Below are 14528 nucleotides of genomic sequence, written 5' to 3' on the forward strand. Positions count from 1 at the left end.
GAAAACATTATGGCTTATAGAATGATTCTAAATGAAACATCTTACTTTGGCGCTGGTTCAATCAGCCACATCGTAGATGAAGTAAAAAAACGGGGTTTTAAAAAAGCATTAGTGGTTACTGACAAAGATTTAATTAAATTCAAAGTAGCAACTAAAGTAACAAAACTATTAGATGACAATGGCTTTGCTTATCAAATATTTGATGAAGTCATGCCAAATCCAACTATTGGTATTGTTCAAAAAGGGGTTGAAGTCTTCAAACAATCGGGTGCCGACTACCTAATTGCAATTGGTGGTGGCTCACCACAAGATACCGCAAAAGCGATCGGTATTATTATCAACAATCCAGAATTTTCTGATGTTCGTAGTCTTGAAGGGGTAGCGCCAACGAAAAAACCAGCAGTACCCACAATCGCTATTCCTACAACAGCAGGTACAGCAGCTGAAGTGACCATTAACTACGTCATTACCGATGAAGAGAAAAAACGTAAATTTGTCTGCGTTGACCCTCACGATATTCCAGTTGTCGCAATCATAGATTCCGATATGATGACAAGTATGCCAGCGAGTTTAAAAGCAGCAACAGGTGTTGATGCCTTAACTCACGCCATTGAAGGTTATATAACCAAAGGCGCTTGGGAACTATCAGACATGTTCCATCTTAAAGCAATAGAAGTCATATCTCGTTCATTACGTGACTCAGTAAAAGGGATTGCAAAAGGTTCTCAAGACATGGCATTAGGCCAATATATTGCTGGCATGGGCTTTTCAAATGTGGGATTAGGTTTAGTTCACGGAATGGCTCACCCACTTGGAGCATTTTATGGAACTCCTCACGGTGTAGCTAATGCGGTACTTTTACCTCATATCATGGCTTACAATGCCGAATTTACTGGTGAAAAATATCGTGATATTGCTAAAGCGATGGGAGTGGCTAAAACAGAACAAATGACGATCGAACAAGCAAGAAAAGCTGCTGTCGATGCTGTTAAACAACTTAACGTAGATGTTGGTATCCCTCCTACATTAAAAGATATTGGCGTAAAACTTGAGGATATCCCTGCGTTAGCTCAAGCTGCTTTTGATGATGTTTGTACCGGAGGCAATCCGCGTGACACTAACGTAAAAGAAATTGAGCAACTATATCATTCTATTTACCAATAAAAATTGAATGTACACGTGATAATGAAATAGGTTAAATGCAAATTTAACCTAATTCATTAAAAAGGAGCTATTATGATAAGAAAAGCAAGCATAATGCAGGTCCATCCTGACAAACATGCTGAATATAAAAAACGGCATGACGAAATCTTTCCCGAGCTGGTAAAAGAACTAAAAGCCCATGGCGCTCACAATTACTCAATATTTTTAGACAGCAAAAGAAATCTACTTTTTGCTTATGTTGAAATCGAATCAGAAGAGCGATGGGATGCAGTAGCTAAAACAGCAGCTTGTCAAAAATGGTGGGCGTTTATGAAAGATATCATGCCAAGCAACCCAGACAACAGCCCAATTATTGAATCATTAGCAGAAGTCTTTTATTTAGAATAAAACATTACTCTCTTTTAAAGCCTAAAAGAGAGTAAATTGAATATATATTTAATCTACCTTCACCTAGCACTTCTTATCATTAAATTTAGCCCGGTACTCTGAAGGCGTTTGATTGGTTTGCTTTTTAAACACTGAGGAAAAATAGTTACTATCGTCATAACCACACTCAGCAGCAATCATACTAATCGAATAATTAGTATTACGAAGTAAAGACATGGCATCACATAATCGCCTTTTTTGTAAATAACCACTAATGGTCATCCCTGTTTGGCTTTTAAATAAACGACTAAGTGAACGGCTTGCAATATGATTTTCCTTGCAAAAAACATCAACATTAAATGGTGTTGCAATACTGTTATGGAGCGCGGTAAACAATAAATCCAACTGATGAGTAGCAGTCGGCTCCGTTACCTTTGGAGCTTGTTTTATCCGGTCTAACAAAATAACTAATTGCAGAAAAAGTGCCTCAGATAAATGTACGGAGGCTAAATTATTTTTCTTTGATTCGATAGCTAATTTTTCGATAAGTGGAGATAAAAGTTTAAGGTATGAAGGTTGAATTCGCCAAGAACGCTCATTATGTTTGGCTGTCACTTTAGGTAAATAAGACTCGATAGTCGATAATAAAAAAAGTGACTCTCTCAAATATAAAATATTATCCAATTTGAGATCATTAACTGACTCATAACCATGCACATCTTTGGGATTAATATATAAAATATCACCACTGGTAATTGGATAAATATAATCATTCCAATAATGCAAACCATTACCTGAACAAACAATCACAATTTCATAAAAATCGTGATCATGTAAAGGAAAAGGGTGTTGATGATCACGTTTTTCGACAGTAACAGTATTCATCTTTGAAATAAAATAATCTTGTTTATATAAACGCAAACATCTTTCCATAAACTGTTCCTGACTTACTAGTAAAACAACTAATGATACCCTTTATCTGGGTTATTACGTAATGCTTGTGGCGAAAACGTAAATTCTTGTTTAAAACAGGTAGAAAAATAAGCACTATCATTAAAACCACATTCTTGCGCAATGGTTGTAATAGATTTATTGCTATAAATTAACTGAGTATAAGCATTAGCTAACCGCAACTTTATTAAATATTTTTGAGGCGTGATGCCAATCTCATTTTTCATCTTCCTATGAAAAGAGCGCAATGACAATGAAAATTGTGCCGTTAACTGTTCCCAATCAATTTGCTCCTTAAAATTGATCTGTAACCAACGCAACAACTGCTTAACGCGATTATCAGATGATCCAGAACCTTCATTGACATAAAAATTCTTATTAAAAATAAGTAGTAATTGTAAAAATAAACTTTCCTGTACAGCACTTGATTGATTTTGCGTCAATTGCTTAATAATCGATTGAATATTTTCATCAGATTTTTTATCAAAAAAGTAATGAGAATGAATCGGATCAGGATTTGGAATTAACTGATTTATCCCATTAATAAAATGAAAATTCTCAGGATCTCTAAATAAAATATTGGTCAAATGTAGATTATTAACGTTCTCATACAAATGGCAGTCCGAAGCCTTAATATAAAACATCATACCTGGATATAAATCAAATAGTCGCCCATTTAAAATATGTTTTCCATACCCACTTGTCACAATAACGATTTCATTAAAATTATGCGTGTGTTCAGGGTAGACGGGTTGAGGCGCCCGAGGCTCAACGGTGATATTTTGATCGCTAGACGAAAAAAAATCTTTATCAAGTAACATCTCAATCATTTTGAACCTCACTCCTTATAAAAACCTACAACCACATTCTAAAAAGTAAATCGAAATCTCACCTTTAAAATTTGGACAGCTAATATAATATTTTGGCAATAAATTATAGCTATACAGGAATTTTTATTAAAAATGTGCGAAGCTTCACATTTTTTCAAACTACTTTGTTTAAAAAATGAGTGATATAAACAGCTTAATTTTTTTAAATTTTCATCTTGTTGGAAGTTATTATTTGTGATATTTTTTGCGCACTTAAATTGATTTATGTCAAAAATTGAAGATACTCATATGAAAATCTTAATTGTAATTTTGATTCTTTTAGCGTCACTACTTGTACGATACAATAGAGTGATTACGATTCTCATTAAAACTTTAAAACACAAACCTTTTCCCCAAAATTCTCAAAAAACTGAACAACTGACAGTTGACCAGCAAAATGCATTATCAGCAGGACTTATTATTTCAGAGCAACATATGTTTTGTTGGGATAGCTTAGAAAGCGATGCCCGAAACTCTGGAAAAAAAGAGCAGCGATATCGCTTAAGTACAACTTGGGATGTAACTTCTCCACAAAGTGCTACTGAATGTTTATCCTCTTTTGGATCAGTTCACAAACTCATCGATGTCGCGATTGAAATTTATCTAAACGTTCCTAAAGAGCAGTGGCAAAGTTGTATTGATGACCAAGTTCCAGAAGATTACCGTGATATTATTACAATCTATTGCTCAAGATTAGATCAAGTATCTTCAATGTTAATTGAAAACAAAGTCGCTGAAGACCAAGACGAATTGCGTCAAATTCTACTACGAGGTTCAATTGCATGGGATTTAGGACGCCTAGTTTATATTGCCAGAGCAAGCTATATAGCGGGCTATATTAGCAAAGATCAAGCATGGCAATCGATTAACTCAGTTTTACCAACAGTTAAAGAAAATTTTGTCAATTGGAAAGAATTTGGTCAAAGTTATATGCTAGGTCGTGCTGTGTATCAGCCTGATGATGCATCGCTTCCTGGTCTATTTGATATCTACACTCAAAGCACCACTTCCGAAGAGAGCCCATGGCTCAAATATCCGTTAAATAATTAATTTAATGCTTGTGACAGTGTAAACTGTCACAAGTACTTAAATACTTAATCGTCATTTAAAACCCAACCATATTAAAATCTAGTTAAATTTTCGCTCTTCAGATGGCGTGATACCAAACGTTTTTTTATACAGTGTAGTAAAATGAGTACTATTAACAAAACCACAAAGTAATGATATTTCGGTAATAGTCATATCACTTTCTCTAATCTTTAATCTTGCTGACATTAACCGTAATCGTCTGATGTAATTTTCAGGAGTTAGGCCGGTTGCTTGTTTAATATGCCTAAACATTGTACGTGTTGTTAGATGAAACGTTTGCGCTATATTGTTCCAATCATATTCATCAAAGCAATTTTCTTGAAGATGGTTAAGCAAAAGATGGAGTTTATAGCGGGTATTATTTTGCTGTGACTGACGTTGATATTGCTTAATGATAACAAGCAATTTAAAAAACAGATACTCACGATGCTCAATTGAATTATTTAAATTAAATAACTGATCAATAACAGAATTACACTCTTTACGAATATTAGGCGCTAACCAAATATAAGAACTTAAATCACTTGCGGAGATAGGCCTTAATAGCTCCTCCATATTCTTCAAAAAAGTAAAATTCTGATTGGGATTAATCAGGATATTAGTTAGCTTTAGCGTTCCGAGATCATCATAAAAATGGTAATCATGCCCCCTAACTAAAAAAACATCACCTTGTTGAATAAATAATGGCTTACCATTAATAACATGTAAACCATGACCGTGCTCAACAATCACTAACTCGTCGAACTCATGATTATGCTCGCAACCGTTGTCCTCAGGGTCACTCTTATAAAGGGCTAATTTATCTGATTTATGATTAAAATAAGTGTCAATTTTTAAAGTATACATATTGATTATATCCTTACAACGGTAACTTATTATCAAGGTATCCCGTTAAATAAAAGACAATTTTTATCCGTCATATAAATACAATAAAGTAATTAAACATGAGATAAAAAATAATATTCTTAAAAATGTGAACTTGCTCGGTATAAGCTTTTTAATATTGCCATTTATAAACGCAATCTGGCAGTATCTTAGTGGCTAGCTTTTGTTTTGCATAGCTATACTCCTAAATGTTTTCTATAGGAGAAAAATATGGCACAAGCAATTCAAAAAAATATTGATGCAGTTATGGTAAAAGATAATGCATTTATTCTGAAAGCAAAGCAATTACAACCAAAGATTTATCAAAAAAAGATCTCACCCCAAAAGATTATTTCGCTCATCAATGATCCAAGTGCTATTCATCATTGGTCATCAAAAATAGTGAGTGATGCAAATGATTATCTCAATCAGAGTTTTCATTCAGGTGATAGTTTTATAATTGATTTTGGTCAACACAATGTTGGTTACCTCTCTTTCTTGTGCGAATCTACTGGTAGCCCTCCTGATGCGCCTGCGCATATAAAATTAACATTTGGTGAAACACTGTGTGAAATTGCTGAACCATTCAGTCAATATCAAGGTTGGCTTAGCAAAAGCTGGTTACAACAGCATGATGAATACATTGATATTTTACCCGCTAAAATCAACTTATCTCGACGCTACTGTTTTCGATATTTAAAAATAGATATTGTCTCACTATCGCCTAAATACCAAATTTTATTTAAAGATATAACTTTTAACACAGTCAGTTCAGCACCAGAACACTGTCTTAGCTATCAATCATCAGATCCGCTATTAGCGAAGATAGATCAAGTCTCCATTCACACGCTTCGAAATTGTATGCAAGACGTATTCGAGGATGGTCCGAAAAGAGATAGAAGACTGTGGTTAGGCGATTTACGCTTACAAGCCCTAGTGAACAACGTCACTTTTCAACAGCACGATTTAGTCCGCAGATGCTTATACCTCTTTGCTAGCCATCGTCGGGAAGATGGTCTGGTTTCCTCTAATGTCTTTGTTAAACCTGACATTATTGCTGACGATACGTTCTTATTTGATTACTCACTTCTTTTTGTCGATGTCCTTTACGACTACTTTAATCAAACTAATGATCGACAAACGGTTAAAGAGCTATGGCCGATCGCATTACAGCAAATTGAAATAAATCTAAAACGTTGTGATGCGCAAGGATTAGTTCAAGATAGTGATGATTGGTGGTCATTTATTGATTGGCACGAAAAACTCAATAAACAAGGCGCTTCTCAAGGTGTTTTAATTTACTGTTTAGACAAAGCATGTCGACTTTCCCAACATTTTCAACCTGATATAACTCAGGCGCTTAACCAAAAATTAGATTTGGTTAAAAGAGCAGCACAAACATTATGGGACGAGCAAGCCGGTTTTTACACCAGCGGCGAACAAAAACAAATTAGTTTTGCCACACAAATTTGGATGGTTTTAGCTGATGTAGGCGATTTAGCTCATCAACAAAAATTATTAACTCAATTAATAACAACTCCACCAGAAATCGGCATGAACACGCCTTACTTACGACATCACTACATCTTAGCCTTGTTCAAAACAGGCATGAAACAACAAGCCATTGATGAGATTAAAGCATATTGGGGAAAAATGGTCGAATTTGGGGCAGACACATTTTGGGAATTGTTTGATCCAAACGACCTTAATTATTCACCGTATGGTAGCAAAATCATCAATAGCTACTGTCATGCTTGGAGTTGCACACCGGCTTGGTTTATTCGACAAAATAAACTTTAACTAAAAATTTATAAGGAATAAAAAAATGGTCAATTCATTATTTTCTCTTTGGCGGCAACGCATAGGTTATGGGATTGCTGACTTATCTTGTAATTTAGTATGGCAATTAATCTCATTATATCTTATGTATTTTTATACGGACGTAATGGCACTACCCGCTTATTATGTCGGTCTAATGTTTTTAGTTACCCGGCTGGTTGATGGTGTTGCTGATGTCTTAATGGGCTTAGTTATCGATAATACATCCACACGTTGGGGACGTTGTCGTCCATGGCTATTAATCGGCGCAATACCGTTTGGCATATTGTGTATTTTAGTTTTCTATGTGCCTGATTTTGGAACGACAGGTAAACTAATCTATGCCTTTATCACCTATCTTTGCCTCTCTTTTATCTATACCTTGGTCAACATACCATTTAGTGCAATGTTGCCATTTTTAACTGCGGATTCATTAGAAAGAACAACCTTATCTTCAGTAAGAATTTTATTAGGTTCCTTAGGTTCAACGATTGTTGCAGTTGCAACATTACCGCTAGTTGCGACATTGGGAAATGGTGATCAAACACATGGCTTTTTATATACCGCTATTGTTTTTGGGATTATTGCGACTTTCTTTCTGATAGTCAGTTTTAAAAATGTTGAGGAAAAAATCACTATACAACAAGAGCGAATGACCTTAACTAGAGCATGGAAAGGTTTAAAAGACAACAACCCATGGAAAATCTTTGCAACTAACATCTTTCTTATGTGGGGCGCATTCTTTTTACAAACTGGCTCCTTAGTCTATTTCTTCAACTATTACGTACAAAGCGAAAACCTTACCGCAATAATTGCGGGAATATCAACTTTCGTCCCCTTAATTGGCACACTTACCGTACCATTCTTAGCCAATCAGATGAAAAAACGACATGTCTATCTATTTTCAAGCGCTATCAACTTAATTGGTATGGGAATAATGATGTTATCGGGCGTGAATCATCTTGGTCTTATCATCGGCGCGGTTATCTTATCACTCGGTGCTGGGCAACGCCTTGCTATCTATTTTTCAATGCAGGCTGACCCGGTTGATTATGGTGTATGGAAAACCGGTATTAATACTGCCGGAATTTTGACATCAATCAATGGATTCTTTGGCAAAGTGGCGATGGCTGGTGCTGGTGCTATTACCGGTTTTTTACTCTCATCTGGTGGATATGTTGCCAATGCAGTTCAAGTACCAAGTGCGCTTTTTGCAATCAAACTCTGTTACTTATATTTACCTGCCATTTTAATTATTGCCTCGATGATTTGGATAGCTAAGTTCTACAAACTTGATGACAGTTATACTTCAATTCGAGCTGAATTAGATGCCAGAAATCTTAATGATGAACAAAAAGTTTAATCAATTTACATTAAAAGGAAATAACGATGAAATTAAAAATAATAGCTGGAGTCTGCTGTTTCTATTCTTTATCCGCATTAGCATCCATTGAATGGCAGACCGAACAAGGAACACTTAAACTTTATGGCGATGTTGAATTTAATATTGATGCTGCAAGCAAAAAAAAGCAGTTAACCTCACTTAGAACATCGGCAGACTTTGATGCTAATGACACAGATCAGTGGGATATAAATGGCCGTATTTTATTCGGCTTGGATGGGAAAAGAGAATTAGCGAATCAGAACTATGCAGGATTCTCGGTGCAACCGCTTGCTGACATGGGAGGTAAAGTTAACCTAGATGATGCTAGTTTCTATTTTGGTAAAAAAGATGACTGGCGCCTACGAATTGGTCGCTATGAAGCTTACGACATGTTCCCACTTGGGCAAGATACCTTCATAGAATATTCTGGCAATACTGCCAACGATTTATATAGTGTGGTTACATCTATATGATGAAAGAGGGGAGAGGGCGTAGCAGTAACGGCGGTGCAATCGAATTAACCAAAGAGTTGGGGGATTTGAACTTGCAAGTTAATGCAATGGTAAAAGATGGTACCTCCTTATTTGACCATAGCCGTTATCATGGATATAAATTGCAAAAAGATAAAAACGTCGTTTACTTACGTCCCATCATATCCTACCGAAATAATGATATATCAGCAGCCCTAGCAATGGAGCGTAATGTTGTTAATAACGCTTATCATGATATAAACGGCAAATGGCATGATCAGTCAAAACGTAATGGGTATGGCTTAACGATGAGTTGGAATAGTGCAGGTGATTTTGATAAATCATCTGAGGGATTACTGCTCAATAGCAGCATCTCCTATTTAGATGCCGAACAAGAAAAAGATTTTACCGCGGGTATCAATGGTATTTGGAAAGGTATTGGTTACATCTATGCTGCCAATGATATAAAAGCATTTAATACAAATTATCGAGGTGATGGTGAAATTTATGCTAAAGGTAAATATAAATTACATACTGTCAATGCCTCATACTTAATTTCAAATGTGATGGATATGGATAACTTCAATATCTATTTAGGGACTTACTTATCTAGATTAGAGCGCGATGAAAAACAAGGAGGAGGTAACGATAATCGTTATGGCGCAAGGGTCCGTTTTAAATATTTCTTTTAAATAAGACTAATTAACATTCACCCCAAGTAAAAATAATACGCACTTTACTTGGGGAATTCTAAAAAGAGTCATTTCTTAAAAAAACACAAAAAACACCAAATTATCAATAATAAAAACCGGAATCAAAATCCCGATTGACCACTTCATATAACCAAAAAAGCTAGGCATATTGATTTTATTTTGGTCAGCAATGCTTTTAACCATAAAGTTAGGGGCATTACCAATATAACTTAAAGCGCCCATAAATACCGAGCCCATTGAAATAGCCAGTAAAGTGCTTTCAAACGTCGTCATTAAGCTACTAGCATTACCCGAAGCAAGATTGAAAAAGACCAGATAAGTTGGTGCATTATCTAAAAATCCGGATAGCAATCCTGATAACCAAAAATACATACTATTTATTGGTGCACCTTGGTCATTAGTCACCAATGAAATGACCGAAGCCAACGCACCATCATTACCCGCACGTAAAATCGCCAGCACAGGCACAATAGTAATAAAAATTCCAATAAATAACTTAGCAACCTCTTTTATTGGCTCCCAATTAAATTCGTTGCCTGCTCGAACTTGTTTTGGGGTAATCATTATTGAAATTATCGTAATAGCAATAAAAAGGCCATCACGAACTAAATTTTGTAATGCGATTTGTGAACCTAAAATAGTAAAACTTATCGATGAATGCCACACACCAGACAAAATCACGCTAGCAATAATAGCCAATAATAATACAAGATTATTTAGACCATATAACTTAACAGGCTTAGCACTAATTGGATTACTATTCACACCATACTGCTTAACGTAATAGTAATGATCGATAAAATAATAAATAATTAACAATAACCCTGATGTAAACACAACAGGCAACAGCATATGCTTAACTGTCCAGAAAAAATCGACACCTTTTAAAAAACCAATAAATAACGGTGGATCGCCTAAAGGCGTTAATCCACCGCCAATATTGGCAACTAAAAAGATAAAAAATATTACCGTGTGTACAGCATACTGTCGTTGACGATTAGCTCGAAGTAGTGGACGAATCATCAACATCGCAGCACCAGTTGTTCCCATAATTGAAGCAAGCACAACGCCAATCATCAGTAAAATAACGTTGGATTTTGGTGTGCTGATTTTATCACTCTTAATCAGAATGCCACCGGAAACCGTAAACAAAGCCAAAAGTAATAATATAAAAGGAATATACTCCTGAACAATGGCGTGTACTGTTAGTTCAATTGTTGTCGTTAAACCAAATGAAACCAGCGCAAACCCCAAAAATAATAACGTCCAAACGGCAACAACTTTACCGTAGTGATAATGCCATAATCGGGCTAAAAATAGTGGACATAAAGCAATCGACAACAAAATTCCAACGAAAGGGATCACCCAAAGTAATGATAACGCCTGTCCATGAAACTCACTCGCATAGGAATCAAAAGACATAAGCACTAAACTCAAAAAAGGGAATATCAAAAACTTTTTTAGATTTTTCATTGTATTATCGGTTGGATTTAAAGTGGATGATTATAACAAATTCAAAATTAATTTTCGAATCATCCACAATCGTATAACTTAACGATTATAAAAAAAGTTGAGGAGCGGGGTTTTTGAAGCATAAAATCTCTCGCTATTTTCACAAATATGCTCAAAAACGTTATAATAGTGATTAATTCTCTATGTTGGATCATCCATGCAATCAATCAAAAAAACAGCTTTACACCACCGCAATAAACACATTAATGGTTATCCATTTGATTTACTTATCAAAACATTGAACGAGCTATCTAATTTTGTAAAGCCTAATCAATATGGGCGGTTAACGATTGATTTTGCTGATCCTACTGCGGTCAAAATGCTAAATAAAGCGCTATTATTGCACTATTATCAACTTTCGTATTGGGACATTCCTGACAACTATCTATGTCCGCCAATTCCGGGGCGAGCAGATTATATACACTATCTTGCCGATCTGTTAGCGCAAGATAACCAAATTCCTACAGGTAAACAGGTTCGCATTTTAGATATTGGGGTTGGGGCGAATATTATTTATCCAATTATTGGTTGTGCAGAGTATGGTTGGTCATTTGTTGGTAGTGATATCAATCCAACATCAATAAAAGTTGCTTCACTGATAGCACAATCTAATGATCTATTAAAAAACACATTACAATGTCGCTTACAACCTGACAACGAAGCTATTTTTGAAAATATCATTCAACCTAAAGAATTTTACCTAGCCACCCTATGCAATCCACCTTTTCACGCCTCCGAACAAGAAGCACATGCAAGTGCTTACACTAAACTTAAAAAGTTGGGAAAAGTAAATTCAACGAAAGATAATCTCATCCTCAACTTTGGTGGACAACACGCTGAACTCTGGTGCAAAGGGGGCGAAAGTGCATTTATCACTAGAATGATAAAAGAGAGTATCAAATTCCAAACGCAATGCCTGTGGTTTACCTCATTGGTATCGAAAAAAGAGACGCTAAGCAAAATAAAAAAACAACTAAAAGTGGCAACTGAATATAAAATTGTCTCTATGGCTCAAGGACAAAAAATTAGCCGTTTTGTTGCGTGGACGTTTTTTGATCAAGAAGAGCGAAAAATGATAATCAAAAAAGTTGAGGAGCGGGGTTTTTGAGGTTCTAAATTTCACTTAAAAATTATTAAAATATCAAAATCACTAAATTTCTAATTCAAAGCCCTAAAATAAAATTTTTGAGGATCAATTGCTCTAATTCTAAAGATTTGCAATTGAAATATATTTAATTAAAACAATAATTAACCAATCATAATTTAGATCCATTTTAGATCCTATTTACAAAAGTTAGCGTAAGTGAGCGAAAAAAAATGTTGCATCGTGTTTTTCTAATCACTATACTTTTTACACGGTTTTAGCTAATAGGCTAAAATTTGACAGAAAAGTATAAAATTGTAAATTAATCAAAAAATTACTTGACAGGGTAGTCTAAAATGCATTATAATTTTCAACAGGCAACAGGCAACAGGCAACCTGGCCAACCTATCTTTTAAATTCGTCTAAGTCCAGCACCCAGTTTAAATTTTTCACTAAAAATTATTTTTCCACGCAATCAAGTGAAATTCTGCGAATTTTCGCGCGATCGCTTCCGCGATCCTCTTTTCGATCCTTTTTCCGGTCGTTTTTCGGATCCTCTTTCAGATTTCGATCCTTTTCCGAATTATCCCGGCAGATTGTTTTTTTCGTGGTCTTTTTCCTTCCTTTTTCGGGTCACGCATTGACATCACAGACAACAGCAAATCAGATACAGGGTACTCCTCCTTATTTGACTTTCGACGGTGGTCGTACACGTGCTGTCGATGCTAACGGTCTGCTTGGGATTACACTATCTGATGGTGCACATTATACGCCTTCTACCAATTCATCATCTGCAACTCCAATCTCCTTGCCCGTTGAGGGACAGAGTTTTGCTGATATAAGTATGTTCGTTCCTACTGATACAAATTCAGTCGATTTAAGTACACTTATCGGTCCTCCTAATAATTATTGGGGGGATGATGATGGTGATGCTGACGTTACTGCTACAGGTTCTTTAAGTTTATCTATCGTCGATAAAAGAGGTCAGTCTGTATCACGTAGTACCGTTCCAACAATTTGTAACGCACCTTATAGGATTAAGTTATCCAGTACTAACGGTACATTATCTACTCGTTATGGATTTCCTAATCGTAGTACTTTCAGTGCTCGTAGTGAGACTTATTACGTCAATCCTAAGGCTGCGCCGGTGGTTTGTTTTGCTCGGCCTAACTTATTTCCTGGTAAGCGTGGTGATGATACTTCTCACCCATCTTGGGATTTTGCTGGCCCAGCTTCGATGTGGGACCCTGCTAATGGTTTTATCCCTCAGTCAACTGAGCCATCACTTTACGGTAGAAACTTTCCTACAACTGGTGCTAATGGATTGTACTTTGATTTAGATATTAGTGGTGTAAGTCAGCCATTGTATTGGTCTCCCGTATCTCAGGGAGGTATTACTGTTACAATGTCTAATTCTACTGCTACAAGCGTACGCGTTACTTTAACTGGTCCTTACGCTACCGAATCCCAGCATAATTCTAGAAATCCTGGTCCTATTTCTAAACCTACTTTGCCTCAGACTTTCGAGTTGGTCGGTCGTGACAATAATGGTACTCCTGTTGTTAAATATGGTTTTACTTTGAAGCAGTGGTTCGTGAACCGTGGTTCTAAGCGGGACACTTATTCTAATACATTATCTTGGTGTAATAGTCTTGGTTATCGAATGCCTCGCGTAAGGGATTTAACAAATTCAAATTATAATAATTTAGGCACCACCCCTTCCTCGCCGGGTAATTATTACCAGCGTCGAATTGGTGCTGGCTTTTTTACGGAGTGGGGCAAAATGGTGGATTACTCTAGCGTTGGCTTCAACGACGTGTACTGGACTAGTGACCCGTCTGGTAGTCGCCAGTTTACCGTGGCAACGTACAACGGCGATGCGTATTCGAGCGGCTCCTCCTACCCCTACTACGGCCTGTGCTCCCATCCTTAGTTCTTATTTCTTCGTCCTTAATCCTTAGGGCGGGGGTGGGGGTGATAAAGAATAGTATTAGGTGATTAAAAGCAAGCTGACTCAAGGAGTCAACGTCGTTTAGCCATAAAAAAAGCGATTTTGCGGCTAAGCGATGCTTCAATTACCCGCCTCGGCGGGTTTATTTTTGAGGCGATTTTATCGCAAAAAAAGTTGAGGAGCGGGGTTTTTAGGGGTTCAAAATTCGCTTTGAAATATTGTCTAAAATAAATAATTCCGCTTTAAGTTGTGACGTTTTTTAGTGGCCGTTTTTTACATCAAAAAAAGTTGAG

Annotated in this window: 11 protein-coding genes and 1 pseudogene; 8 read left to right on the plus strand and 4 right to left on the minus strand. The window is 36.2% G+C overall.

Annotated features, from left to right (window positions below):
- The first annotated feature begins 9 nt into the window (after window positions 1-9).
- Together fucO and rhaM are read left to right on the plus strand one after the other, a co-directional pair.
- Entirely contained in the window at window positions 10-1164 is a 1155-nt protein-coding gene (fucO, locus tag J3U23_RS02455) for a lactaldehyde reductase (RefSeq protein ID WP_065562548.1), read from the plus strand.
- Between the two features lie 72 nt (window positions 1165-1236).
- The gene (rhaM, locus tag J3U23_RS02460) at window positions 1237-1551 is read left to right on the plus strand and encodes an L-rhamnose mutarotase (RefSeq protein ID WP_267338336.1); all 315 of its coding nucleotides are present in this window, start codon (window positions 1237-1239) and stop codon (window positions 1549-1551) included.
- A 63-nt stretch (window positions 1552-1614) separates the two neighbouring features.
- Here the strand turns inward: rhaM and J3U23_RS02465 are convergent, their stop codons facing one another.
- Together J3U23_RS02465 and rhaS are read right to left on the minus strand one after the other, a co-directional pair.
- Window positions 1615-2463 carry a helix-turn-helix domain-containing protein gene (locus J3U23_RS02465; protein WP_065562546.1) on the minus strand — a complete coding sequence of 283 codons (849 nt, stop codon included), beginning with the start codon at window positions 2461-2463 and terminating at the stop codon, window positions 1615-1617.
- Window positions 2464-2492: 29 nt separating this feature from the next.
- Window positions 2493-3311, minus strand: a complete 819-nt coding sequence (gene rhaS / locus J3U23_RS02470; protein ID WP_081303373.1) for an HTH-type transcriptional activator RhaS — start codon at window positions 3309-3311, stop codon at window positions 2493-2495.
- A 288-nt stretch (window positions 3312-3599) separates the two neighbouring features.
- On the opposite strand from rhaS, the gene J3U23_RS02475 reads away from it, so the two are divergent.
- Window positions 3600-4400 (plus strand): DUF1266 domain-containing protein, encoded by an 801-nt coding sequence (locus J3U23_RS02475; RefSeq protein ID WP_267338338.1) that lies wholly within the window; start codon window positions 3600-3602, stop codon window positions 4398-4400.
- 78 nt (window positions 4401-4478) lie between these two features.
- On the opposite strand, the gene J3U23_RS02480 is transcribed toward J3U23_RS02475, so the two are convergent.
- Window positions 4479-5285: a helix-turn-helix domain-containing protein gene (locus J3U23_RS02480; protein ID WP_065734585.1), complete on the minus strand. Its 807-nt coding sequence runs from the start codon at window positions 5283-5285 to the stop codon at window positions 4479-4481.
- Between the two features lie 249 nt (window positions 5286-5534).
- Between J3U23_RS02480 and J3U23_RS02485 the strand changes: the two genes are divergently transcribed.
- From J3U23_RS02485 to J3U23_RS12065, 3 genes and pseudogenes are all read left to right on the plus strand, one after another.
- Window positions 5535-7103, plus strand: a complete 1569-nt coding sequence (locus tag J3U23_RS02485; protein ID WP_267338339.1) for a hypothetical protein — start codon at window positions 5535-5537, stop codon at window positions 7101-7103.
- Window positions 7104-7128: 25 nt separating this feature from the next.
- Window positions 7129-8484 (plus strand): MFS transporter, encoded by a 1356-nt coding sequence (locus J3U23_RS02490; RefSeq protein ID WP_267330208.1) that lies wholly within the window; start codon window positions 7129-7131, stop codon window positions 8482-8484.
- A gap of 26 nt (window positions 8485-8510) precedes the next feature.
- Window positions 8511-9667: pseudogene (locus J3U23_RS12065) on the plus strand (carbohydrate porin).
- Between the two features lie 75 nt (window positions 9668-9742).
- Here the strand turns inward: J3U23_RS12065 and J3U23_RS02505 are convergent.
- Window positions 9743-11110 (minus strand): sodium:proton antiporter, encoded by a 1368-nt coding sequence (locus J3U23_RS02505; protein ID WP_267330210.1) that lies wholly within the window; start codon window positions 11108-11110, stop codon window positions 9743-9745.
- Between the two features lie 247 nt (window positions 11111-11357).
- On the opposite strand from J3U23_RS02505, the gene rlmF reads away from it, so the two are divergent.
- Both rlmF and J3U23_RS02515 read left to right on the plus strand, forming a co-directional pair.
- The gene (rlmF, locus tag J3U23_RS02510; protein WP_267338341.1) at window positions 11358-12308 is read left to right on the plus strand and encodes a 23S rRNA (adenine(1618)-N(6))-methyltransferase RlmF; all 951 of its coding nucleotides are present in this window, start codon (window positions 11358-11360) and stop codon (window positions 12306-12308) included.
- A gap of 583 nt (window positions 12309-12891) precedes the next feature.
- Window positions 12892-14217 carry a hypothetical protein gene (locus tag J3U23_RS02515; protein WP_267338342.1) on the plus strand — a complete coding sequence of 442 codons (1326 nt, stop codon included), beginning with the start codon at window positions 12892-12894 and terminating at the stop codon, window positions 14215-14217.
- Window positions 14218-14528: the final 311 nt, after the last annotated feature.

Origin of the sequence: Gilliamella sp. B3367 (assembly GCF_026536825.1) — a bacterium.
GTDB classification, from domain to species: domain Bacteria; phylum Pseudomonadota; class Gammaproteobacteria; order Enterobacterales; family Orbaceae; genus Gilliamella; species Gilliamella apicola_E.